The sequence below is a fragment of the Kitasatospora sp. NPDC029367 genome (genome assembly GCF_055569135.1).
Genome location: NZ_JBVHYH010000055.1, coordinates 11,078 through 34,631, shown reverse-complemented (window position 1 = coordinate 34,631; position 23,554 = coordinate 11,078). Strand labels below are relative to the sequence as shown.

Annotated in this window: 16 protein-coding genes and 1 pseudogene; 13 read left to right on the top strand and 4 right to left on the bottom strand. The window is 74.7% G+C overall.

The genetic code is table 11. The annotated features are described in order from the left end of the window. The 6 genes from ACZ4W5_RS26305 to ACZ4W5_RS26280 all read left to right on the top strand — a co-directional run bounded on the left by ACZ4W5_RS26305 (position 1) and on the right by ACZ4W5_RS26280 (position 13,483). On the top strand, positions 1-1,362 hold the full coding sequence (locus ACZ4W5_RS26305; RefSeq protein WP_465657296.1) for an FAD-binding oxidoreductase: 1,362 nt from the start codon (positions 1-3) through the stop codon (positions 1,360-1,362). Further along, the gene (locus ACZ4W5_RS26300) at positions 1,359-6,728 is read left to right on the top strand and encodes a non-ribosomal peptide synthetase (RefSeq protein ID WP_465657295.1); all 5,370 of its coding nucleotides are present in this window, start codon (positions 1,359-1,361) and stop codon (positions 6,726-6,728) included. The genes ACZ4W5_RS26305 and ACZ4W5_RS26300 overlap by 4 nt, the downstream gene beginning before the upstream one ends. After that, complete coding sequence (locus ACZ4W5_RS26295; RefSeq protein ID WP_465657293.1) at positions 6,725-8,146, top strand: salicylate synthase; 1,422 nt, start codon at positions 6,725-6,727, stop codon at positions 8,144-8,146. The genes ACZ4W5_RS26300 and ACZ4W5_RS26295 overlap by 4 nt, the downstream gene beginning before the upstream one ends. 125 nt (positions 8,147-8,271) lie before the next feature. Continuing rightward, on the top strand, positions 8,272-9,876 hold the full coding sequence (locus ACZ4W5_RS26290; protein WP_465657292.1) for a (2,3-dihydroxybenzoyl)adenylate synthase: 1,605 nt from the start codon (positions 8,272-8,274) through the stop codon (positions 9,874-9,876). Continuing rightward, a complete protein-coding gene (locus ACZ4W5_RS26285) occupies positions 9,873-11,684 on the top strand; it encodes an ABC transporter ATP-binding protein (protein WP_465657291.1) in 1,812 nt (603 codons plus the stop codon). The genes ACZ4W5_RS26290 and ACZ4W5_RS26285 overlap by 4 nt, the downstream gene beginning before the upstream one ends. Beyond that, positions 11,681-13,483 (top strand): ABC transporter ATP-binding protein, encoded by a 1,803-nt coding sequence (locus ACZ4W5_RS26280; RefSeq protein WP_465657289.1) that lies wholly within the window; start codon positions 11,681-11,683, stop codon positions 13,481-13,483. The genes ACZ4W5_RS26285 and ACZ4W5_RS26280 overlap by 4 nt, the downstream gene beginning before the upstream one ends. Before the next feature lie 59 nt (positions 13,484-13,542). Here the strand turns inward: ACZ4W5_RS26280 and ACZ4W5_RS26275 are convergent, their stop codons facing one another. Together ACZ4W5_RS26275 and ACZ4W5_RS26270 are read right to left on the bottom strand one after the other, a co-directional pair. After that, on the bottom strand, positions 13,543-13,902 hold the full coding sequence (locus ACZ4W5_RS26275; protein ID WP_465657287.1) for an alpha/beta fold hydrolase: 360 nt from the start codon (positions 13,900-13,902) through the stop codon (positions 13,543-13,545). 122 nt (positions 13,903-14,024) lie between these two features. Next, positions 14,025-15,074, bottom strand: a complete 1,050-nt coding sequence (locus ACZ4W5_RS26270; protein WP_465657286.1) for a hypothetical protein — start codon at positions 15,072-15,074, stop codon at positions 14,025-14,027. Between the two features lie 84 nt (positions 15,075-15,158). Here ACZ4W5_RS26270 and ACZ4W5_RS26265 point away from each other — a divergent pair, with 84 nt between their 5' ends. From ACZ4W5_RS26265 to ACZ4W5_RS26250, 4 genes and pseudogenes are all read left to right on the top strand, one after another. Further along, on the top strand, positions 15,159-15,458 hold the full coding sequence (locus tag ACZ4W5_RS26265; RefSeq protein WP_402476142.1) for a PadR family transcriptional regulator: 300 nt from the start codon (positions 15,159-15,161) through the stop codon (positions 15,456-15,458). 31 nt (positions 15,459-15,489) lie between these two features. After that, positions 15,490-16,278, top strand: coding sequence for a hypothetical protein (locus ACZ4W5_RS26260; RefSeq protein ID WP_360232836.1), 789 nt, complete (start codon positions 15,490-15,492; stop codon positions 16,276-16,278). Between the two features lie 66 nt (positions 16,279-16,344). Next, positions 16,345-17,121, top strand: coding sequence for a polyprenyl diphosphate synthase (gene uppS, locus ACZ4W5_RS26255; protein ID WP_465657284.1), 777 nt, complete (start codon positions 16,345-16,347; stop codon positions 17,119-17,121). Between the two features lie 226 nt (positions 17,122-17,347). Further along, positions 17,348-18,416 (top strand): annotated as a pseudogene (locus ACZ4W5_RS26250) (NAD(+)/NADH kinase). Positions 18,417-18,483: 67 nt separating this feature from the next. Here the strand turns inward: ACZ4W5_RS26250 and ACZ4W5_RS26245 are convergent. Beyond that, on the bottom strand, positions 18,484-19,074 hold the full coding sequence (locus ACZ4W5_RS26245) for a TetR/AcrR family transcriptional regulator (RefSeq protein ID WP_465657283.1): 591 nt from the start codon (positions 19,072-19,074) through the stop codon (positions 18,484-18,486). 99 nt (positions 19,075-19,173) lie between these two features. Here ACZ4W5_RS26245 and ACZ4W5_RS26240 point away from each other — a divergent pair, with 99 nt between their 5' ends. Beyond that, positions 19,174-20,421, top strand: a complete 1,248-nt coding sequence (locus ACZ4W5_RS26240) for an NADH:flavin oxidoreductase/NADH oxidase family protein (RefSeq protein WP_465657281.1) — start codon at positions 19,174-19,176, stop codon at positions 20,419-20,421. A gap of 101 nt (positions 20,422-20,522) precedes the next feature. Continuing rightward, positions 20,523-21,239, top strand: a complete 717-nt coding sequence (locus ACZ4W5_RS26235; protein WP_465657280.1) for a type 1 glutamine amidotransferase domain-containing protein — start codon at positions 20,523-20,525, stop codon at positions 21,237-21,239. A 20-nt stretch (positions 21,240-21,259) separates the two neighbouring features. On the opposite strand, the gene ACZ4W5_RS26230 is transcribed toward ACZ4W5_RS26235, so the two are convergent. Next, positions 21,260-21,730, bottom strand: a complete 471-nt coding sequence (locus tag ACZ4W5_RS26230; RefSeq protein ID WP_465657278.1) for an ArsI/CadI family heavy metal resistance metalloenzyme — start codon at positions 21,728-21,730, stop codon at positions 21,260-21,262. Between the two features lie 287 nt (positions 21,731-22,017). On the opposite strand from ACZ4W5_RS26230, the gene ACZ4W5_RS26225 reads away from it, so the two are divergent. Further along, positions 22,018-23,394 carry a hypothetical protein gene (locus ACZ4W5_RS26225; RefSeq protein WP_465657277.1) on the top strand — a complete coding sequence of 459 codons (1,377 nt, stop codon included), beginning with the start codon at positions 22,018-22,020 and terminating at the stop codon, positions 23,392-23,394. The last annotated feature ends 160 nt before the right edge of the window (positions 23,395-23,554 follow it).

Below are 23,554 nucleotides of genomic sequence, written 5' to 3'. Positions count from 1 at the left end.
ATGGAACTGCTGACCCCCGGCGACCCCGGGTACGACGCCGCCCGCCGGGTGCGCAACGCCCGGGTGGACCGCCGCCCGGCCGCCGTCGCCCGCTGCACCAGCTCCGAGGACATGATCGCCGCGCTCGCCCACGCCCGCACCCTCGGACGGCCCGTCGCCGTGCGCGGGGGAGGGGCCAACGTCGCCGGCTGGGGCACCTGCGACGACGGCGTGGTGATCGACCTCGGCGGCATGAAGCGGATCGAGGTCGACCCGGCGGCCCGCACCGCCGTCGCCGAACCCGGCCTGACCTGGGGCGAGTTCGACGCCGCCACCCAGCGGCACGGTCTCGCCCTGCCCGGCGCCCGCAACACCGACGTCGGCATCGCCGGCCACACCCTCGGCGGCGGCGTCGGCGACCTCTCCCGCCAGTTCGGACTGACCAGCGACAACGCGCTCTTCTTCGACCTGGTCACCGCCGACGGCCGGCGGGTCAGGGCCGACGCCGAGCAGCACCCCGAGCTGTTCTGGGGGCTGCGCGGCGGCGGGGGCAACTTCGGCGTGGTGGTCCGGTTCGGCTTCCGGCTGCACCCCGTCGGCCAGGTGCTGGCCGGCCCGCTGGTCCACCCGGCGGGGCAGGTCGGGGCGGCGCTGCGCACGGCCCGCGACTGGCTGGCGACCGCCCCCGACCAGGCCTCGCTGATCGCGATCGTGTGGACCGCCCCGCCGCTGCCGTTCGTCCCGGAGCACCTCCACTTCGAACGCGGCGCGCTGCTCATCCCCAGCTGGTTCGGCGATCCGGCGCAGGGCGAGGAGGTGCTGGCGCCCCTGCGCGAGGGCCGCCCGCGGCCGGTCGCGGACGGCGTCGCACCGATGGCCTACGCCGACTACCAGCGGCTGCTGCCGTCACCGCCGGGCTTCGCCGACCAGCACGTCTACAACCGGGGCGAACTGCTCAGCGAGCTCTCCGACCGGACGATCGACTCCCTGCTCGCCCAGTGGGCGGCGGCCGGCCCCAACTTCTCGCTGGTCCTCGGCGCCCTCGGCGGTGCGATCGGCCGGGCCCCGGCCGGGCCGACCGCCTTCACCCACCGGCGGGCGCAGTGGTTCGCCGAGGTCTGCGCCCAGTGGTACGGGGCCGCGGACAACCCGGTGCACATCGGGCCGGCCGTCCGTGCCTGGCGCTCGCTCCAGCCGGTGAGCTGCGGCCCGTACCCCAACCTGCTGCCCGACCCCGAACCCGAGTGGGTGCACGCCGCCTACGGCGCCGAGACCCACGACCGGCTGGCGCACCTCAAACAGACCTGGGATCCGGAGAACCTGTTCCGGTTCAACGCCAACATCCCGCCGCGACGCGACCCGAGAGAAGGCCGAGACGCATGACCCCCGCCGAACTGATCGCCGAGCTGCGACGCGCCGGAGCAACCCTGTGGGAGGAGGACGGACAGCTGCGCTACCGCGCCCCGAAGGGCGTCCTCACCCCGTCGCGGGCGGCGGCGCTGAAGGCCGCCAAGTCCGCCGTCGTCGAGCAGCTGCGGGCCGAGAGCACGCCGACCGCGCTCGTACCGGACCTCTCGGCCGCCCACGAGCCGTTCCCGCTCACCGACGTCCAGGCCGCCTACCTGCTGGGGCGCGGCGGTGCCTTCGGCCACGGCGGCGTCGCCTGCCACGTCTACCTGGAGGTGAACTACCCCGACCTCGACCCGCGGCGGGCGGAGGCCGCGTGGAACCGGCTGGTGGCCCGGCACGACATGCTGCGGGCGGTCGTCGAGGCCGACGGCTACCAGCGCGTCCTGCCCCGCGTCCCGCACCTGGCCGTCCCGGCGGCCGACCGCGGCGAGCACGAACTCGACGCGGTGCGCGAGGAGATGGGCCACCGGCTGTACGAGACCACCCGGTGGCCGCTGTTCGACGTCCAGGTCAGCCGCTGTCCCGACCGCGCGGTGCTGCACCTGTCCATGGACTTCCTGATCGCGGACTGGGCGAGCATCTGGCTGCTGCTGGCCGAGTTCGAGGCCCTGCACGCCGGCCCCGAGCGCGAACTGCCGCCGCTGGAGCTGCGGTTCCGCGACTACCTGCTCGCCGAGCGACGGCTGCGCGAGAGCCCCGCCCACCAGCGCGACCGCGACTACTGGTGGGACCGGATCGACGACCTCCCCGCCGCGCCCGAACTGCCCCTCGCCGACGGCCCGTCCCAGCCGCGCTTCCGGCGCCGCTTCCTCAAGCTGGACCGCCCCGCCTGGGAACGGCTGGCGGAGCGCGCCCGCGACCGCGGCCTCACCCCGTCCGCGGCCGTGCTCGCCGCCTACGCCGCCGTCCTGGAGCGCTGGAGCCGCAGCCCCCGCTTCTCGCTCAACCTCACCGTGCTCAACCGCCTCCCGCTGCACCCCGACGTCGGCCGGATCGTCGGGGACTTCACCTCCGTCAGCCCGCTCGCCGTGGACTGGAGCGCCGGCGGGCCGTTCACCGCAGGGGCCAGGGCGCTCGCCGAACGGCTCTTCGACGACCTGGACCACCGGCTCTGCTCCGGTGTCGAGGTGCTCCGCGAACTCGCCCGCCGGCGCGGGCGCGAGGCGGCCCTGCTGCCGATCGTCTTCACCAGCGCGATCGGCCTCGGCGAGGACGGCGACGGCCACCGCGCCACCGGACGCCTCGACGGCAACGGCATCACCCAGACCCCGCAGGTGTTCATCGACTGCCAGGCGATGGACGACGCGGAGGGTCTCCAGGTCAACTGGGACGTCCGCGAGGGCGTCTTCCCCGACGGCCTGGTCGACGACATGTTCGCCGCCTTCGAGGCGCTGCTGCGCGGTCTCGCCGACGGCGACGCGGCCTGGGACGCCGAGCAGTCCGTCCCGCTGCCCGCACGGCAGGCCGAGGAACGCCGCCGGGCCAACGACACCGCCACCGCCCTGCCCGACACCCTGCTCCACCAGCCCGTCCTCGCCCAGGCCGCCCGCACCCCGGACCGGCCGGCCGTGTACGGCCCGCACGGGGTCGTCCGGTACGGCGAACTCGCCGGCCGGGCCGCCGCCGTCGCCGACGCCCTGCGCGCGGCCGGCTGCGCCCCCGGGGAGCGGGTCGCGATCGTCATGGACAAGGGCGTCGAGCAGGTCGCCGCCGTGCTCGGCACGCTGCTCGCGGGCGCCGTCTACCTGCCGGTCGACACCGTCCAGCCGCCGCTGCGCCGGGCCGCGATCCTGACCGACGCCGGGGTGCGCCACGTGCTCACCCAGTCCTGGGTCGCCGTCGACGCGCCGGAGGGCACCGCCGTCATCGCCGTCGACGAACTGCCGGCCGCGGCCCCGGCGCCCTCCTCCACCGGCGGTGACCCGGACGCGCCCGCCTACGTGATCTACACCTCCGGCTCCACCGGCCGCCCCAAGGGCGTGGTGATCAGCCACCGGGCCGCGGGCAACACCATCGCCGACGTCAACCGCCGCTTCGCCGTCACCGCCGACGACCGGGTGCTCGGACTGGCCAACCTCGGCTTCGACCTCTCCGTCTACGACATCCTCGGGCCGCTCTCCGTGGGCGGGGCCCTGGTCCTGCCCGACCCCGGACGCGGCGCCGACCCCTCGCACTGGGCCGCCCTGATCGCCGAACACGGCGTCACCGTCTGGAACTCCGTCCCCGCGCTGATGCAGATGCTCGCCGCCTACCTGGCCACCGAGCCCGCCCACGCGCTCCCCACGCTGCGACTGGCCCTGCTGTCCGGCGACTGGATCCCGGTCACCCTGCCGGACGAGATCACCGCGCGCCTGCCCGGGCTGGACGTGATCAGCCTCGGCGGCGCCACCGAGGCGGCCATCTGGTCGATCCACCACCGGTGCACCGGACGCGAACCGGGCCGGCGCAGCATCCCGTACGGACGGCCGTTGGCCAACCAGGGCTTCCGGGTGCTCGACGGCGCGCTGCGGGACCGCCCGGTCTGGGCGGCGGGCGAGCTGTACATCACCGGCGCCGGCCTGGCCGAGGGCTACCTCGGCGACCCGGAGACGACCGCCCACCGGTTCGTCACCCTCCCGGACGGCCGACGGGGCTACCGCACCGGCGACTTCGGCCGCTACCTGCCGGGCGGGGAGATCGAGTTCCTCGGCCGCGAGGACACCCAGGTCAAGATCCGCGGTCACCGGATCGAGCTCGGCGAGATCGAGGCCGCGCTCCTGGAGCACCCGGCGGTGGCGGCGGCGGGTGCCGTCGTCGACGGGACGGGCGAGGACCGCGGGCTGCTCGCCGTGGTGGAGACGGCGCGCCGCTCGCGGCCCGCGACCGGGCCGCTCCCCGAGGTGGAGCCCGCGGTCGAGGGCCTGACCCGCGCCCAGGCCGAGCGCAGCGCCGAACAGCTCGACGCGGCCGTGCTCGCGTCCATGGCCCTGGCCCTCGCCGAGCTGGAGCGCACGGGCGAGACCCCGGCGCCCCAGCACGCGTGGCTGGCGGACCGCTGGCGGGAGGTGCTGCGCCAGGCCGGAACCGGCGAGGTCACCGAGGCCGCGGCCGCCGAGCGGTGGGAGCGGCTCGAAGCCGACTGGCCCGGGGCACTGGGCTCGCCGGAGTTCATCGCCTACCTCCGCCGCAACGCCGAGTGCCTGCCCGCCCTGCTCACCGGCGCCCAGGACCCGGTCCAACTCCTCTTCCCCGAGGGGAGGTTCGACACCGCCGACGCCCTCTACCGCGAGCACGGCATGGCGCGCTACCTCAACCGGGCCGTCGCCTCGCTGTTCCGGCGGATCGCGGAGCAGCAGCCGGCCGGCCGCCCGCTGCGCGTCCTCGAAGTGGGCGCGGGGACCGGCGGCACCACCGAGGGCGTCCTGCGGACCCTGACGGGCTTCGATGCCGAGTACCTGTTCACCGACGTCTCGCCGTTCTTCCTGCCCGAGGCCCGCAACCGCTTCGGCGGCCACCCGTGGGTGCGCTTCGGCACCTTCGACGTCGACGCGGACCACCGGGCCCAGGGGCTGGCCCCGAACTCCTTCGACGTGGTGCTCGCCGCCGGCGTCCTGGAGAACGCCCGGGACACCGCGGCATCGCTCGACCGGCTCGCCGAACTCGTCGCCCCGGGCGGCTGGTTGGTGCTGACCGAGCCGACGATGGAACACCCCTGGATCCTCGCCTCGCAGGCGTTCATGATGACCGCCCCGGAGGACGCCGTCCGTACCTCGGGCCCGTCCTACCTCGACCGCGACCAGTGGCTGGACCTGCTGGCGAAGAGCGCCGGGGCGGACCGGATCCTCTGTCTGCCGGGGGACGACCACGTGCTCGCCCCGCAGGGCATCCACCTCTTCGCCGCCCGGCTCAAGACGGACCGCGAGCAGGTCACCGAGGCCGAGCTGCTGCGGCACCTGGCGGAGCGGCTGCCCGCGCACATGCTCCCCACCCACGTCCAGGTCGTCGACGCGCTCCCGCTCACCGGCAACGGCAAGGTCGACCGGTCCACGGTACGGACCTGGCGGCCGGTCACGGCCGGGGGAGCCCGGACGTCCGGCGCCGAACAGCCCGCCGACCCCTTCGAGGCCGCGCTCGCCGAGCTGTGGGCCACGGCCCTGGCCGTCGGCCGGGTCGGGCGCACCGAGCGCTTCTACGACCTCGGCGCCGATTCCCTGATCATGGCCCGGATGGCCGGGCGGCTCCGCGAGGAGCTGCCCGAGGCCGCCGACGTCCCGTTCGACACCCTGCTGCGGCAGCTGCTCAACCAGCCGACCGTCGCCGAACTCGCCGCCTTCCTGCGCTCCCGCGCCGGGCAGGCGTCCGGCGGCGGAGCGGAGGGTGGCGAGGCCGGCCAGGCCGCCGACCGCGGCAACGCCGTCCTGGTGCCGTTCAGCACCGGCGGTGACGGGCCGGTACGGGTGCTGTTCCACGCCGGGCTCGGCACCATGGACTGCTTCCGGCCGCTGGCGAAGGAGCTGGTGGCCCAGGACCTCGGTCCGGTGCTCGGGATCGTGATCGCCGACACCGAGGTGTACTGCGGGCTCGACCCGTCCGAGGTCGTCGAGCGGCTGGCCGACGACTACGCCGACCGGCTGCTGGCCGAGGGGCACACCCGCTTCCAGCTCGTCGGGTACTGCCTCGGCGGCCTGTTCGCCACCGAGGTCGGCCGGCGCCTGGCCGAACGCGGCGCGCAGGTCGAGGACCTGGTCCTGGTGAGCAGCCACCCGGTGGTCGTCGACGTCGAGGACGACCTGATGATCGAGATCCTGTTCGTCCCCAACCTGCACATCAGCCTCCCGCAGACCGGCTTCGGCGAGATCGACCCGGCCGCCGTGCTGCGCGCCTTCGGCCGGGTGCTGGAACAGAACGGCGGCCGGGTGCCGCTGGGTGCGCTCGGCACGGTCGGCGGCGACGACGAACTCGACCGGGCCGGCGCCTACTTCCGCCGCCTGGCCGGGCACACCCGGGAGCAGCGCTTCGCCCGCTACGCCGCGGCGGTCACCGAGGCGACCGGCCAGGAGATGCCGGTCGAGATGGTCGGCGCGATGTTCCGGGTGTTCCGGCAGAGCTTCCTCTCCGCGCGGTTCACGCCGCCGCCCTACGCCGGGGACATCCGCTTCCTGCGCCCGCGCGGGGAGTCCGGCTTCGCACCCGGCATGGACGACACCACGCTCGCCTTCTGGCGGGACGTCTGCCTCGGTGAGCTGCCGGTCACCGACATCGAGGGCAACCACTTCAGCTGCATCGAGGAGCACAACGCGCCGCGCGTCGCCGAGCTCATCGCCGCACCGATCACCACCGCGAAGGGCGGCACGTCGTGACCAGACAGCAGATCGAGGCCGGGCACCAGGCCGAGGCCGGGCACCAGGCCGAGGCCGGGCACGAGGCCGAGGCCGGCAACGAGTTCAAGGCCGGGCACGAGGTCGAGGCCGGGCACCAGGTCGAGCGCAGGCACTACCGGGAGACCCTGATCGGCGGCAGCTTCGACCCGCTGGCGGTCGTCTCCCGGCTGGTCCGCTCCGGTCTGCTCACCGAGTACGTGGTGTACGAGCGCGGGCAGAGCTGGTACGTCGCCGGCGATCCGTTGGGCGAGGTCCGCGTCGACGCGGGCGAGGTCCGCAGCACCTTCGGGCCGGCCGTCCGCTGGTCGGGCACCCCGTGGTCCGCCGTGCGGGCAGCGCTCGACCGGGTGCCGGTCGCCGACTGGCACGCCTACGGCTGGGCCCGGTTCGAACTGGCCAGCGCGGACGCCAGGGCCGTCGGCGAACGGCTGGCCCACCTGATGGTCCCCCGGCTGGAACTCCGCCTCGGCGCCGACGGGATCCTGGTCCGCGCCCTGGACGAGGACGCCTCCGCCGTCGTCCGCGAGCTGCTCGCCGAGCCGGCCGACGACCCGCGACCGCAGCCGGTGCCGGTCGACGCCCGGGTCGACGGCGGCTCCTACCGGGCGGCCGTCGCGCACGCCGTCGCCGAGATCGGCCGGCAGCGGCTGCAGAAGGTCATCCTCTCCCGCCCGGTGCCCGTCCCGTACCCGGTCGACCTCTGTGCCACCTACGTCCTCGGCCGCCGCCACAACGACCCGGCCCGCTCCTTCCTGCTCGACCTCGGCGGCTGGCAGGCGGCGGGTTTCAGCCCGGAGACCGTCCTGGAGGTGGACGCCGCGGGGGGGGCGTCCACCCAGCCGCTGGCCGGCACCAGGGCGCTCACCGGCGACCGGGAGCACGACGACGCCCTGCGCGCCGAGCTGCTGGCCGATCCCAAGGAGGTGTTCGAACACGCCACCTCGGTCAAGCTCGCCGTCGAGGAGCTGACCGCGGTCGGCCGGCCGGACAGCACCGCGGTCAGCGAGTTCCTCGCGGTCCGACCGCGCGGCAGCGTCCAGCACCTGGCCTCCCGGGTCGCCACCACCCTGGCCGACGGCCGTACGGCCTGGGACGCCCTCGGCGCGGTGTTCCCGCCCGTGACCGCCTCCGGGATCCCGAAGTCCGCCGCGTACCGGCTGATCGAGGAGCTGGAGGACGAACCGCGGGGCCTCTACGCGGGAACCGTCCTGATGGCCGGCAGCGACGGCTCGCTGGACGCGGCCCTGGTGCTGCGCGCGGTGTACCAGCGGGACGGGCGGGCCTGGCTGCGGGCGGGCGCCGGGGTCGTGGGGGCGTCCCGCCCGGCCCGGGAATACGAGGAGACCTGCGAGAAGCTCGCCGCCGTGGCGCCCTACGTCGTCCCGGCCGACCGCTGACGACGGCCGACGATCCGACCGTTCCAACCGGACCGTTCCAACCGGACCGTTCCGACCCGACCGTTCCGACCCGAACGCTCCACCCCGACCGTTCCGACCCGAACGCTCCACCCAGAAAGGCTGACATGCTGGACGGATTCACCGGCTGGCCCGAGGAGTTCGAGGCCCGCTACCGCGAACGCGGGTACCGGCGCGGGCGCACCCTCGGCTCGCTGCTCCGCGACCGGGCGCTCGAACGGCCCACCCACACCGCGGTCGTGGACGGCGATCGCCGCTGGACCTACCGCGAACTCGACGACCGCGCCGACCGCCTGGCCGCGGGCCTGCGCCGCCTCGGCACCGCCCCCCGGGACCGGGTGCTGGTGCACCTGCCGAACACGGCCGAGTTCCTCGCCCTGTCCTTCGCCCTCTTCCGGCTCGGCGCGATCCCCGTCTACGCGCTCCCCGCCCACCGGGAGACCGAGCTCGTCCACCTCGCCCGGCTCTCCGGGGCCGTCGCCTACGTCGCCCCGGACACCCACCTGGGCTTCGACCACCGCCCCCTCGCCCGCACCCTGCGGGAGCAGGCACCGGACCTGCGCCACGTCCTGATCCTGGGGGACGCGGCGGAGTTCACCGCCCTCGCGGAGGTCGACGCCGAACCGGAGCCGCTCCCGGCGCCCGACCCCGGCGACGTCGCCCTGCTCCTGCTGTCCGGCGGCACCACCAGCGTGCCCAAGCTGATCCCGCGCACCCACGACGACTACGTCTACAACCTGACCGCCGCCGCCGAGCTGAGCGGCTTCGACGCGGACACCCGCTACCTCGCCGCCCTGCCCGTCGCCCACAACTTCCCGCTCGCCTGCCCCGGCGTCCTCGGCACCCTCCACGGCGGTGGCACGGTCGTGCTGAGCCCCACCCCCAGCCCCGAGGACGCCTTCCGGCTGATCGAACGCGAACGCGTCACCGCCACCGCGCTCGTCCCGCCGCTGGTCCTGCTCTGGCTGGAGGCGCTCGACTGGAGCGGGGCCGACCTGGCGAGCCTGCGCCTGCTCCAGGTCGGCGGCGCCCGCCTGTCGCCCGACACCGCCGCCCGGATCGCCCCGGCCCTCGGCTGCCGCCTCCAGCAGGTGTACGGCATGGCCGAGGGGCTGCTCAACCTCACCCGGGCCGAGGACCCGGACGACCTCGTCCTGCACACCCAGGGCCGCCCGCTCGCCCCCGACGACGAACTGCGGATCGTCGACGCCGACGACCGCGAGGTGGCCCCCGGCGAACCCGGCGAACTCCACGTCCGCGGCCCGTACACCTTCCGCGGCTACTACCGCGCCGACGACCACAACCGGACGGCCTTCACCGGCGACGGCTACTACCGCACCGGCGACCTCGTCCGCCGCCTCCCCAGCGGGCACCTGGTCGTGGAGGGCCGGATCAAGGACGTCATCAACCGCGGCGGCGACAAGGTCCCCGTCGAGGAGGTCGAGAACCACCTGGCCGGACACCCCGCCGTGCTGGACGTCGCCGTCGTCGGCGTCCCGGACGAGGCCCTCGGCGAACGCAGCTGCGCCTGCGTCATCGCCCGGGGCACCCCGCCCACCCGCGCGGAGCTCAACGCCCACCTCACCGCGATCGGCCTCGCCGCCTTCAAACTCCCCGACCGGGTCGAGGTGGTGGAGGCCTTCCCGCGCACCGCCCTCGGCAAGGTGGACAAGCGGGCCCTGGCCGCGCTGGTCGGCGGAGGTGTCCGATGAAGCCGGGCGGCCTGCGCGCCGTCCTCGACCTCACCGCCCTCGCCCCGGCCGTCCGCAAGCGGCTCGGCGGAGCCGCCCTGCTCGGCGTGGCCGGCGGGCTCGGCTCCGTCGCCGGGTACCTCGGGGTGGCCTTCGCGGTGGGGGACCTGCTCGCCGGGCACGGCGGCCGGGCCGTCACCGGCTGGACGGTGGCCGCGCTCGCGGCCCTGGTCCTGGGCTTCGCCGCCAGGTGGCTCGCCGAACACACCGCCCACGAGGCGAGCTACGCACTCGAAGTGGTACTGCGCGGACGGCTCGCCGACGCCCTCGCCCGGATGCCGCTCGGCGAGGTGCAGCGGCTCGGGTCCGGACGGATCAAGAAGATCGTGCTGGACGACGTCAAGTCGCTGCACAACGTCGTCGCCGACGCCCTGCCGTTCCTGGGCTCGGGCGTCGCCCAGCCGCTCGCCGCCCTGGTCGCCCTCGGCGCGGTCCAGTGGCGGATCCTGCTCGCCGTGCTCCTCGTCCTGCCGGTTGCGGCGGTCTGCCTGGCCCTGCTCTCCCGCGACTACGCCGACCAGCGTGAGCGCTACAACCGGGCCAACGAGAACGTCAACGCGGCCGTCGTCGAGTTCGTCCAGGGCATGCCGGTGGTGCGGACCTTCGACGACGGACAGGCCTCCTTCCGGCGGTTCGCCGCCGCGGTGGGGGAGTTCACCGAAGCCGTGGCCGAGTGGCTGGCCACCTCCCGGGCCTCCGGAGTGCTCACCAAGCTGTTCATCGTCCCGCTGCCGACGCTCCTGCTCGTCGCCGCCTCCGCCGTCCCGATGCGCGCCCTCGGCTGGATCTCGGACGCCGACCTCCTGGTCGGCCTGCTGATCGGCGCCATGCCCATCGAAGCCGTCGCACCCCTGATGAACCTGGCCAACCACATCAACGACTCCAAGGCCGGGGCCGTACGGATCGCCGAGCTGCTCGCCGCCCCCGTCCTGCCCGAGCCCGCACACCCCCGCGAGCCCGCCGACGCCACCGTCTCCCTGCGCGACGTCCGCTTCGGCTACACACCCGACCGACCGGCCCTGGACGGCATCGACCTCGACATCCCGGCCGGCACCGTCTGCGCCCTGGTCGGCCCCTCGGGCTCCGGGAAGTCCACCATCGCCCGGCTCATCCCGCGCTTCCACGACGTCGACTCCGGCTCCGTCCGGGTCGGCGGCGTCGACGTCCGCGAGATCGGCTCCGCGGCCCTGCTGCGGCACGTCGCCCTGGTCTTCCAGGAACCCTTCCTGGTCACCGGCACCGTCGCCGAGAACATCCGGCTCGCCCGCCCCGACGCGACGGACGCCGAGGTCCAGGCCGCCGCCGAGGCCGCCGCGGCCCACACGTTCATCACCACCGAACTGCCCGACGGCTACCGGACCGAGGTCGGCGAGCGCGGCGCCCGTCTGTCCGGCGGCGAGCGCCAGCGCATCACCATCGCCCGCGCGATCCTCTCCCGGGCCCCGATCGTCATCCTCGACGAGGCCACCGCCTTCGCCGACCCCGAGAGCGAGGCCGCGATCCAGCAGGCCGTCGCCCGACTCACGGCCGGGCGGACCGTCCTGATCATCGCCCACCGCCTCAACACCGTCACCGACGCCGACCAGATCGCCGTCCTGGACGGCGGCCGGATCGTCGAACGCGGCCGGCACACCGACCTCGTCGCCGCCGGCGGGCGCTACGCCGCGCTCTGGGCCCGGCACGAGGAAGCCACCCGCTGGGGCCTCACCACCACCGGAGGCCCGCAGCAGACGCCGGCCGCCACCGCCGACCTGGAGACGACACGATGAGGCGGATCCTGCGCCTGATGCTCACCGCCGCGGGCCCCTACGCGCCGCAGTTCCGCCGCACCCTGCGGATTTCCCTCGCGGCCTCGCTGGTCCAGGCCGCCGCGTACGCGACCCTGGTCCCGCTGCTCGCCGAACTCACCCGGGACCCGGTCCGCACCGACCGGGCCTGGCTGTGGGTCGGCCTGCTGGCCGGCCTGGTCACCGTCGAAGCCGTCCTGCGGATCCGCGAGACGGCCTTCACCTACGACCACTGGCACCTCGTCACCCAGGCCACCCGGCTGCGCCTGGGTGCCACCCTGCGCGCCATGCCGCAACAGGAACTCGCCCGCCGGGCCGCCGGCGACCTCGGCTCGGTGGTCGGCGGCAACGCCACCGCCGCCGCCGGAGCGATCTCCTCGCTCTCCACCCTCTTCATCCAACTCGTCGCCGTACCGGCCGTGTTGGGCGTGGTGGTACTCCTCCTCGACTGGCGGCTCGGGCTCGTCCTGGTGGCCGCCACCCTCGCCGCCCTCCCGCTGGTCCGCCAGGTGCAGCGGCGCGCCAACTCCGGCTTCCACCACGTGGACGAGGCCGACGCCGACCTCGCCGCCCGGATCGTCGAGTACGTCCAGGGGCTGCCCGTCCTCAAGGCCACCGGCCAGGCCGGAGCCGACTCCCCGCGCCTGCGGACCGTGCTCGCCGACCAGCACCACGCCCAGAGCGCCGCCAACCGCTCCGCCGCGCTCCCGGTCGCGGGCGCCCAACTCATCGTCCAGCTCGCCCTCGTGGCCCTGGTCGCGCTCGGCGCCGCGCTCGCCCTGGACCTGCGGCTCTCCCCGGCCACGGTCGCCGCCGTCGTCGTCACCGCCGCCCGCTTCGCCGAACCGCTCGGCCTCGCCGCCGTCATGACCAAGCTCTTCGAACAGGCCGAAGCGGCCCTCCACCGCGTCGACGAGCTGCTCACCGTCCGCCCGCTGCCCGTCACCCCCGGCGGCCCAGGGCCCACCGGCCACCACATCACCTTCGACGACGTCACCTTCGGCTACGAAGGCCAGCACGAACCCACCCTCGAAAAGGTCTCGTTCACCGTCCCCGAGGGCAGCCTCACCGCCCTCGTCGGCCCCTCCGGCTCCGGCAAGACCACCGTCACCAAACTCATCGCCCGCTACGCCGACCCGCAGCACGGCACCGTACGCCTCGGCGGCGCCGACCTGCGCAGCCTCGACCCCGACGACCTGCTGCGCCACCTCGCCGTCGTCTTCCAGGACGTCTACCTCTTCGACGACACCATCCGTGCCAACATCGCCCTCGCCCGCCCGGACGCCACCGACGCCGACATCACCGCGGCCGCCCGCGCCGCCAACGCCCACGAGTTCATCTCCTGCCTCCCGGACGGCTACGACACCCGGGTCGGCGAGATCGGCTCGGCCCTCTCCGGCGGGGAACGCCAGCGCATCTCCATCGCCCGCGCCATCCTCAAGGACGCCCCCGTCGTCCTGCTCGACGAGCCGACCGCCGCCCTCGACACCGAGTCCGAGGCCGTGGTCCAACAGGCCGTCGCCCGACTCGTGGCCGGCCGGACCGTCGTGGTGATCGCCCACCGGCTGTCCACCATCGCCGGCGCGGACCAGATCCTCGTCCTGGACGGCGGCCGGATCGCCCAACGCGGCACCCACGCAGCCCTGTTGGCCGAACCGGACGGCCGCTACGCCCGGATGTGGCACGCCCAGCTGGCGGCCCGCGAATGGCACCTCGGCCCGTCGACGCCCCTGGATGGGCTGCGTCCCTTGCGGGATCCGGTCACCGTCGATGAGGGATGAGTGCGGTCGGACGGTATTGGGGAAACCCACCGGCGGGCATCCGTTCGACGTTCCGCCTTCTATGCGGTGTGCTCGCGAATGATTTCGCCGATCTGCTGGGGAAGTCCAGGGGAGAACAGTGTGTGCCCCATGCCGGAAATCGGCTGGAATCGGGAACGGGGGATTTCCTCGGCGAGGGCACGGCCGTGCGGTAGCGGGCGCAGGGGATCCTCCGTGCCGTGCACGACCAGTGTCGGGGCCTTGATCGAGGACAGCGGCGCGAGGCGGTCCTCGGTCATGTGACGTCCTGCCAGATCGTGGTTGAGGGCCGCGCTGTGGTTGGCGGTCCGGTCGAAGGAGGCTTCCACGAAGCGGCGAGCGGCAGGCTCGTCGAAGGGAAGGACGTCGCCGTTGAGCACTCGCCACGTCTCCAGGTTCACTGTGACGTATTGGTCGCGAGTCCCCTGCGGGAGAGCAGCGCGTTGCGCGAGGTGCGCCAGGAAGCGCGCTGTGGGCGGCGGTAGGTCGCAGGGCTCCGGCAATCGACCGATGCCTCCGGCTGTCACTTCCTGATTGCGGTCGCAGTCGCACCGAAGGTGAGCCCGCCCGTCAGTAGCGCGAATGCGAGGGTGGCGGCCGCCCACTGTCCGATGGAGTCGACCTGGTCGCCGAGCCCGAGCAGCTGCCAGGCGGTGTCCCGCAGTGCCAGTGCGACCGGCAGCGTCAACGCGCCTGCGGTGGCCGCGATCCGGGCGGCCCGGCTCGTTGTCGACGCGGGAGGAGGCGCGGCGAACCGCAGGACGCTGTTGCAGATCATCACAAAGGCGAAGGTGCCGCCCGCGAAGACCGCGGTCTCCACGGTGAAGAGCAGTACCCCTGGCCAGCCCTCGCCGGAAGCCATTCCCGTGGCGACCAACAGGCCGGCGGCGACGGCGGCTGCGGCGGCGAGCAGGGTGAACCGGAGGCGCACGAAGTCGAGCACCTTGGCGCGGCCGATGAGCGCGGCGAGCGCGCGCCAGGTGCGGGAGCGGGGGTCGGCGAGGAGAGTCGCGAGGGGTGCGAGGTCGTCCAGCCAGTCCCCGCCCGTGTCCTCGGTCCCGCCCGTGTCCTCGGCCCCGCGCACCGGCTTCGGTAGCCGTCGGATCGCCCGGCGGTGCAGCAGCAGGTTCCCGGCCGTCACCCCGGTGAGCGGCAGCAGTGACGCGATCAGCCAGGGGGTGTCGCCGTCCCAGGACGCGCGGTCCGCCCGCGCGGCCACCGCCGCCCAGTCGGTGGCGAGCGTGGCGGCGACGAGCAGCGTGCAGACCAGCCCGGCCCGAAGTACCTGCTCGATCCGGTAGTGCGGCAGTGGTCGGTCGCGGCGGCACAGCAGCGCCCTAGCCGCGCCGAGCGCCCCGAGCAGGGGGACGAAGAACATGGTGAAGGTCACCACCGCGTCGTACGGATCGCCCTGCCAGGGACTGCCCGCCCGCACCGGGCGAACCTGCGTCGTCAGGTAGGCGAACAGCGTGAAGGCGGCGGCGCCGGCGGCGGACGTCGACAGCGCCGCGGCCGCGGCGGGCCGAGCAGGGTGTCCGACGTCCAGCTGATCGATCGTCAAGTCATGTCGCATGGCGGCGATAGTACACATCGCGTACTACGTGGCGCGTACTTCGTGGCACGTAGTATGGTGCTCCGTCAGATCGAAAGGAGCGACATGCAAGCCAACGATGCCCAGACGCTGGTGCTCTGCGCGCTGGCCGACGGGCCGCTGCACGGATACGCCATCAACACGGCGATCGAGGAGCTGACCGGGGAGCGGCTGGGCCCCGGCAGCCTGTACGGGGCGCTGGCCAGGCTGGAGTCGAAGCGGCTGATCGAGCCGCTCGACGGGCAGGGCCGCCAGCGTCCCGTGCGGCTGACCTCCCTCGGCCGCGAGGTCCTGGAACGCGAACTGCGCGCCATGGCCCGGGTCGCGAACGCGGGACTGCGGCGCCTGGGGGTGAACCCGGCATGAGCAGGCGCAGCGAGCGAACCGAGGAGCGGGCATGAGCGTCGTCACCCGCAGCCTGGTCAGGCTCTACCCGGACGCCTTTCGCGAGCGCTGGGGCTCGATGGTGGAGGACGAGGCCCGGGGCGCGGGCTGGAAGTCCTGGCCCAACCTGATCGCGGGCATCGTGGACATGTGGCTGCACCCGGCCCACTGGCCCGCCGACTCCCCGGCCCAGCGCCAGCGACGGGTGGCCACCATGGGCATCACGGTCGCCCTCGCCGCCTGGTTCCTGAGCCACCTGGCCGCCGAACAGGCCGGCCCGCTGCCCGCCGACGCCGTCCGGGAGCAGGTCACGCACGGCTGCACCGCCCTGCTGCTGCTCGGCGTCGCCCTCGTCGCACCCCGGCCCCGGCCCACGCTGCGCGCCACGGTCACCTTGCTCGGCTGGGCGCTCCGTCGCCTCGCCGTACCGACGCTCCTCGGCACCACGGTGGTGGTCCTGGTGCACGGCGGCGTCGACGCGGACGCCTCACCGCCCACCCTGCGCACCGCCGTACTCGCGGCCTGGTGGATCTCCCTCGGCCTCGGCGCGATCCAGATCCCCCGCATCTTCACCGGCGTCGGCGCGGATGCCGTCGTGCCCCCCGGCACCGACCGCCTCCGGGCCGGTGTGTGGACCCTCGCCGGCGCCAGTGCCACCGGCGGCGCGACCATCCTCGGACTCTCGCTCACCGGTGCCGGATTCCACCCGCTCGGCGTCGGCATCGGCGTGGGTCTGCTGCTGCTGACGGCGGTGTGCGCGGGCACCCTGCGCGACCTGCGCGACCTGCCGTCGGCCGGGTGAGCCACGCGACACCCGCCTGCCCAGGGCCCGCCCGAACCGGCGGGCCGCTCCCATCCCACTTGGACGGTGCCCATGCCCGACCTGCTCCGCTCGCTCTACACCCGCCGCCTGCGCCGCGAGGTGATGGCGGGCCCACTGCCCCGGCATGTCGGGCTGATCATGGACGGCAACCGCCGCTGGGCCCGGCAGATGGGCATGGCCAACCCGAGCCTCGGCCACAAGGTGGGCGCCGAGCACGTCGAGGAGGTGCTCTCGTGGTGCGAGGTCCTGGGGATCAAGCACATCACCGTCTTCGTCTGCTCGACCGAGAACCTCCAGCGCCGCGGCGACACCGAAGTCGCCTACCTGATGCGGCTGATCGAGCAGGTGGTCGTCGATCGCCTCACCCGCCCGGACGCCCGCTGGCAGGTCCACCTCGCCGGAATGACCGACGCCCTGCCCGACAGCACCGCCCGCGCCCTCAAGGAGGCCGTCGAGGCCACCCGGACCTGCACCACCGGCGCTCACGTCACCCTGGCCATCGGCTACGGCGGCCGCCAGGAGGTCGTCGACGCCGTGCGCGACCTGATGTACGCGCGAGCCGAAGCGGGCGTGTCACTGACCGAGGCCGCGGACGCCCTGACCGTCGACGACATCGCCCCGCACCTGTACACCGCCGGCCAACCCGACCCCGACCTGGTCATCCGTACCAGCGGCGAACAACGGCTGTCGAACTTCCTGCTCTGGCAGAGCGCCTACTCGGAGCTGTACTTCTGCGAGGCCTACTGGCCCGCGTTCCGCGAGGTCGACTTCCTGCGCGCCGTACGCAGCTTCGCCGCCAGGCAGCGGCGCTACGGCGGCTGAGCCCCGGTCTCGTAGGTTCTCCTGCCCGGTCCCCGGCCCGGTCCCGGCCGGCTGGCAGGACGGCCTCGGGGCTTCCCGGCCAGTGGGCGCCCGTGCCAGGCACCCCGCCGTCCGGCGAGCCGATCGGGCGGCGAGGCGCCACGATGGGCCGGTAGGAAGGCGCGGCTCCACCGCATCCGAGCGGGCCGGGCCGCCGTACCCCGGCGACGAGACGAGGTCCTCCGCCATGCCCGTGCACCGACTCGGTCTGGTCGTCCACCAGGGCCGCGAGGCCGCCCGGGAGGCCGCGCGTGCCGTGCGCGGCACAGGGCGTCCGCTGCACCGAGATCGACGTCTGGACGCCGGAGCACCGGCGCCGCTCCGGCCGTGAGGAGGCCCGCGCGGCCGGTGACCCGGACCTGGTGGTCACCCTGGGCGGGGACGGGACCTTCCTGCGCGGGGCCCGGATCGCGGTGAAGACCGGGGCCAGCGTGCTCGGCGTCGACCTGGGCAGCGTCGGCTTCCTCACCGAGGTGCCGGTCCGCGACCTCGCCGCCGGCCTGGACGCCGTCCACGCCGGGAACGCCCCGGTGGAGGAACGGATGACGTTGACCATGCGGGCCTCCAGGCCGCCGGGGATGCCCGCCGAGATGGAGGCCTTCCTCTGCTACGGGCGGGGCCCCGCGCCCCTGCCACCCCCGTCGGTGCGGCCCGGCGACGGCGCCGGAGACGGCTGGGGCCTGGCGCTGGACGTCAACGCGCTCAACGACGTGGTGGTGGAGAAGCTCGCCCGGGACCACCAGGTCAGCGCCGGGGTCTACATCTCGGGCCGGCTGCTGGCCGCATACTCGGCCGACGCGTTCGTGGTCGCCACGCCCACCGGTTCGACCGCCTACAGCTTCGCGGCCGGCGGCCCGGTGCTCTCCCCGCACATGGACGCGGTCGTGTTCACCCCGATCGCCGCCCACATGACCTTCAACCGCACCGTGGTCGCGGCCCCCGACGAGCCGGTCGCGCTGCGCGTCCTGCCGCACTCCGGCCGGGCGGCGGTCAGCATCGACGGCCAGCTGCGCGGCGTCCTCGACCCGGGGGACTGGATCGGCGTCTACCGCGCCCCGCAGCGGGTGCGGCTGATCCGCCTCCGGCCCACCGACTTCTACGGCCGGCTGCGGGAGCGGTTCCGGCTCACCGACGCGCCCGCCACCGCAACGGACGGTGAGTCCGCCCCGTTCTTCCGCCCGGGCTCCGACTCCGGCGCCGCCGTACCGCCGGACCTGGCCGCCCTGCGGCTGACCCCGCCCACGGCGGCCCGCTGACCGGCGGCCGGAGCCGGCGGGTACGGGAGGCGGGCGGACGTTCCCTTTGACGGCACGTTGACGGACCCTAGGCCTTCGTCGGTGCGACGGCGAAGGCCGCCAGGACGGCCGCCGTGACCTGGGCGGAGACCGCCTCGGGGGAGGCGGCGTCGAGCTTGCCGTCCAGGTGCAGGAAGGCCAGGCCGTGGACCAGCGCCCACACCGCGGTGGACAGCGCCTCCGGGTCGGCGCCGGGGAACACGCCGTGGACGATGCCGTGGACGTACTGGCGGACGGCGGCCGTCGCGGCGGCCCGTTCCTCGTTGGCCGGGTCGCAGGGCTCGGCGAACATCGCCCGGAACAGCGCGGGGCGGTCCAGGGCGAAGCGCACGTAGGCGACGGCGACGGCGGCGAGCTCGTCGGGCGTCGCGGGCGCGGGGTGGGCCGCGGTGAGGGCGGCGGCGAGTTCGAGGTAGCCCTCCGAGGCGACGGCGGAGACCAGGGCCTCGCGGTCGGCGAAGTGACGGTAGGGGGCGGTCGCCGAGACGCCGGCCCGCCGGGCGACCGCCCGCAGGGACAGGCCGGAGCCGCCGTCCTCCTCCAGCAGTTCCCGCGCGGCGCGCAGGCAGGCGGCGCGCAGGTCGCCGTGGTGGTACGAGCCGGTCGTCGGCTGTGGCATGGGTCACCCTCCCTGATGTATGCACCGCTCACATTTCTCGCCTAATGTGAGCGCTGTACACATCCTAGTCGACGGAGACATCGAGGAGAGGAGACCCGAATGGCCAGCGAGCTGTTCTCGCCCCTGAACCTGCGCTCGGGGGCTGTTCTGCGCAACCGGATCGCCAAGGCGGCGATGGAGGAGAACATGGCCGGCGACGGCCAACTGCCCGACCGGCGGATGCTGGAGCTGTACCGGCGCTGGGCCGCCGGCGGCACCGGCCTGCTGATCACCGGCAACGTCATGGTCCACGCCGAGGCACTGACCGGCCCGGGCGGCGTCGTGCTCGACGAGGCCGCGCCGCTGGAGCCGTTCACCGCCTGGGCCGAGGCCGCCAAGTCCGGCGGCGGGGCGGTCTGGATGCAGATCAACCACCCCGGCCGCCAGGTCGCCGCCGACATGCCCGGCGTGGTGTGGGGCCCGTCCGCGGTGGGCGTCGACCTGGGCCGGCACAGCGGCCGCTTCGGCCGCCCCACCGCGATGACCCCCGAGCAGATCGGCGCGACCGTCGAGCGGTTCGCGACCACGGCCGCGCGCGCCGCCCGGGCCGGGTTCGACGGCGTGGAGATCCACGCCGCGCACGGCTACCTGCTGTCGCAGTTCCTGTCGCCCCTGGTCAACCGGCGCACCGACGCCTGGGGCGGATCCCTGGAGAACCGGGCCCGGATGCTGCTGGACGTCGTCCGCGCCGTGCGGGCCGCCGTCCCGCCCGCCTTCGCCGTTGCCGTCAAGCTCAACTCCGCCGACTTCCAGCGCGGCGGCTTCGATGCCGACGACGCCCGGCAGGTGATCGCGATGCTCGCACCGCTCGGCGTCGACCTGGTCGAACTCTCCGGCGGCAGCTACGAGAGCCCCGCCATGACCGGCCGCCCCGCCGACGACCGCACCCGCGCCCGCGAGGCCTACTTCCTCGACCTCGCGGAGGAGTTGGTCACCACCAGCCCGCTCCCGCTGATGCTCACCGGCGGCATCACCCGGCGCGAGACCGCCGAACGGGCCCTGGCCGGCGGCGTCGAGGTCGTCGGCATCGGCACCGCCCTCGCCGTCACCCCCGACCTGCCCGACCGCTGGGCCGCCGGGCGCGAGGCCGACCGCGGGATACGACCGGTCACCTGGTCCGACAAGGCCCTGGCCTCGGCCGCCACCATGGCCCAGGTCCGCCACCAGCTCCGCCGCCTCGCCCGCGGCCGCGCCCCGAGGCCCGGCACCCACCCCGCCGTCGCCCTCCTCGCCGAGCAGCTCCAGCAGCGCCAGGCCCTGCGCCGCTACCGCACCTGGCTGCCCACGGCCCGCGCCGCGCAGCGGTGACCCCCGACCCCGGCGGGTCGCCGGTCCGGCGCCCGCGCCGTAACGTCGACCCCGGCGGGGTGGACGTGGCAGCCGGAACGACGAGCTCCCGGGAGGGCGCGATGGCGAAGATGCAGGTCCTGTGCGTCGTGTCCGCGGCGGACCGCTGGACGTTGAAGGACGGAACGGCCCACCCCTCGGGCTACTGGGGCGAGGAACTGGCGGTGCCGCACCGGGTCTTCACCCGGGCCGGGTGGGACATCACCGTCGGCACGCCGGGCGGAAGGCCCCCGACGCTCGACCGCCTGAGCATGTCCTTCACCGCCGGCCGCCCCGCCCGGCTGCGCGCGGTGGCCCGCTACCTGGAGTCGATCGAGGACCGGCTGAACAGCCCGGCCACCCTGGCGGAGGTCGACCCCGACGAGTACGACCTGGTGTTCTACCCGGGCGGCCACGGTCCGATGGAGGACCTGGCGGTCGACCCGGTCTCCGGTGCCCTGCTCACCCGGGTACTGCACTCCGGCAAGCCGCTGGCCCTGCTCTGCCACGCCCCGGCCGCCGCACTGGCCGCCGAGGACGCGGACGGCTCCTGGCCGTTCGCGGGCTACCGGATGACGGCCCTCTCCAACCTGGAGGAGCGGCTCAACCCCTTCGGCTGGAAGGCCGCCTGGCTGGTCGAGGACCGCCTGCGCGAGAACGGCGCCCGGTACGTCAAGGGCCTGGTGCCGCTGCGCCCCTTCGTGGTGGTCGACCGCAACCTCTACACCGGCCAGAACCCGGCCTCCTCCGAGCGCCTCGCGACCCGGTTGGTGGCCGACCTCGGCGCACAGCCCGGGTAGCGCGTCCGTGGCTGTGGCGGTCAGCCGCAGGCGCACCCCGCGCCGGCGGGCGCCGGTTCGGTGCAGCAGGCGGCCGTGGAGCTGTCGTCGCCAGGGGTGCCGTCGGTGTTCCTGCCGAGGGTGTCGGCGTCGGCCTTGACGACGTAGACCTCCCAGGGTTCCCGGCCGGGGCCGTGGACCCAGACCTTGTCCTGGAGGGCGTAGCAGCAGGCGGTGCCGATCTCCTCGAAGGTGGCCAGGCCGGCGTCCCGGAGGCGGGCGGTGGCGGCGCTGACCTCCTCGGTGGTCCCGACCTCGACGCCGAGGTGGTCCAGGCGGGTCGGGGTGCCGGCCTCGCCCTGGAGGAGGACGAGCTTGAGCGGCGGGTCGGTGACGGCGAAGTTCGCGTAGCCGGGCCGGCGCTTGGCGGGTTCGACGCCGAAGAGGCGGGAGTAGAAGGCGACGGAGCCGTCGAGGTCGGCGACGCGGAGGGCGAGTTGTACGCGGGACATGGTGGGTCTCCCCGGTCCGTGGTCTTGATTCGACAGGTGTCGATATGGGCGAGATTGGCACTTGTATAGATGGCTGTCAACATAGACGCATGTCGAATCTGCAACTGATGGGTGCTCGACCAGGACGAGGCGGCGGCCGCGGCCTGCTCGCCGACCTCGGCGTCCAGCCCCGGGCCTGACCGGCCCACCACGCCGCTCCGCCAGAGGTGTCCGGGGCACGGCAACCGGGCAGGGGGCTGGTGGCGTCCCCGAAGGGGCGGGGGTGGAGCGTGAGTGGGGAGGGGACGATGGCACGGCAGGAGCTGGAGCCGGAGCTGGCCGCGCTGGTGCGGGCGGCGTTCGCGGCGTCGGGGTGCGAGGTCACCCTGCACGGGGACGTCGCCCGGGACGCCCAGGGGCGCGACTACGGGCTCGGCGGGCTGCTCGACCTGGTGGGTCGGCGGGCGGACGTCCCGCTGCCGGAGCTGGTCCGGGCCCACGTCCGGGAACTGGTCGCCGCCGTGCGGGGCCCGGGGGCGGGCGGCGGCTCGCCGGAGGAGGTGACCGCCCGGCTCTATCCGCTGCTGCTGGACGCCGCGTCGCTGGCCGAGTCCGCGCGGCACCCGCACGCGCTCGAAGTCGCCCCGGGAGTACTGGAGTTCCTCGCCCTGGAGTCGCCCGTCGGCTGGCAGGTGCTGACCTCGGAGGCGGTCACCGAACTGGGGGTGGTGCCGCGGTTGCGGGAGGCCGCGCGGGCGCGGCTCGCCCGGCTGCCCGTCGAGCAGCACGAGGTGCTGCCGACCGGGCAGGGCGGCGGCCTCCACGTCGTCACCGGGGACTCGGCGCTGACGGGGAGCCGGGTCCTCGCCCTGGACGCCGTCCACCGCGAGGTCACGGGCCGGGAACTGCCCCCGGACGGCGCGGTGGTGGCGTTCCCCACGCCGTTCCGGCTGCTGTTCGCGCCGTTCGACCTCCAAGTCCCGGGCGTGCTGGAGGTGTTGATCGAGAGGGCCGCCCGGGAGTACGACGCGTCCAGCGCGCCGCTGTCCGTGCACACCTACTGGTGGCGCGACGGGGAGCTGACCCCGCTCACCCGGGTGGCCGAGGGCGGACTGCTGGAGCTCGTGCACGCGGACGAGGTGATCGCCGCCGTCACCCGGCTGGCCGAGGGGGAGGGGGACCTGCCCGCGCCGCGCCGGCACCACTACCGCTTCGCGCACCGGGTGCTGCCCTCGCAGACCCACCTGGGGTCGGTGCCGGGGAAGCGGATCGACGCCGAACTGCTGCGGCTGTGGGAGGAGTACGGCGCGAGCCTGCCCGCGGAGCAGCGGGTGGCGCCGGAGGGCCTCCAGGGCGGGTTCGTCCAGGTCGGGCAGCACCGGCTGCTCCTGGTCGTGCTGCCGAGGCCACGGGCGGCGACCGAGGCCTTCGCGGTGGTGCTGGCCTGGCCGGGCGACGGCTCGGCGCAGCGCTTCTTCACCCTGGAGTACGGGATCGACCCGATCACGGGCGAGCGCGGGGCGGTGCTGGGCGAGTGGGAGGGGGAGGGCCGCCACCGGCTGCACCGGACGGGCATGACCGCCCAGGCCCGGCCCTTCCTGCACGCCGTCACGACGCTGCTCGACCCGCCCCCGCCCCCGCCGCCGCCCCCGGCGAAGCGGCGCGGGCTGTTCCGCCGTCGCTGATCGCTGCCACTGCTCGCTGCCGCTGACCGCCGTCTCCGAAACCCGGGCGGGGGGGGGGGGGGGGGGGGGGGGGGAGGGGGGGGGGGGGGGTCCACCCCGGTGGGGTGTGAGGGCGTGGGGCGGAGCCGAGGGTTCCGCCTGCCTGTCATCCCCTCCGGAA

Bases quoted from the DNA above. Each gene is read 5' to 3' on its own strand.
- ACZ4W5_RS26235 (WP_465657280.1), top strand. From the start codon at position 20,523: ATGGCGAAGATGCAGGTCCTGTGCGTCGTGTCCGCGGCGGACCGCTGG.
- ACZ4W5_RS26240 (WP_465657281.1), top strand. From the start codon at position 19,174: ATGGCCAGCGAGCTGTTCTCGCCCCTGAACCTGCGCTCGGGGGCTGTT.
- ACZ4W5_RS26305 (WP_465657296.1), top strand. From the start codon at position 1: ATGGAACTGCTGACCCCCGGCGACCCCGGGTACGACGCCGCCCGCCGG.
- ACZ4W5_RS26245 (WP_465657283.1), bottom strand. From the start codon at position 19,074: ATGCCACAGCCGACGACCGGCTCGTACCACCACGGCGACCTGCGCGCC.
- ACZ4W5_RS26280 (WP_465657289.1), top strand. From the start codon at position 11,681: ATGAGGCGGATCCTGCGCCTGATGCTCACCGCCGCGGGCCCCTACGCG.
- ACZ4W5_RS26230 (WP_465657278.1), bottom strand. From the start codon at position 21,730: ATGTCCCGCGTACAACTCGCCCTCCGCGTCGCCGACCTCGACGGCTCC.
- ACZ4W5_RS26300 (WP_465657295.1), top strand. From the start codon at position 1,359: ATGACCCCCGCCGAACTGATCGCCGAGCTGCGACGCGCCGGAGCAACC.
- ACZ4W5_RS26270 (WP_465657286.1), bottom strand. From the start codon at position 15,074: ATGCGACATGACTTGACGATCGATCAGCTGGACGTCGGACACCCTGCT.
- ACZ4W5_RS26265 (WP_402476142.1), top strand. From the start codon at position 15,159: ATGCAAGCCAACGATGCCCAGACGCTGGTGCTCTGCGCGCTGGCCGAC.
- ACZ4W5_RS26290 (WP_465657292.1), top strand. From the start codon at position 8,272: ATGCTGGACGGATTCACCGGCTGGCCCGAGGAGTTCGAGGCCCGCTAC.
- ACZ4W5_RS26285 (WP_465657291.1), top strand. From the start codon at position 9,873: ATGAAGCCGGGCGGCCTGCGCGCCGTCCTCGACCTCACCGCCCTCGCC.
- ACZ4W5_RS26225 (WP_465657277.1), top strand. From the start codon at position 22,018: ATGGCACGGCAGGAGCTGGAGCCGGAGCTGGCCGCGCTGGTGCGGGCG.
- ACZ4W5_RS26260 (WP_360232836.1), top strand. From the start codon at position 15,490: ATGAGCGTCGTCACCCGCAGCCTGGTCAGGCTCTACCCGGACGCCTTT.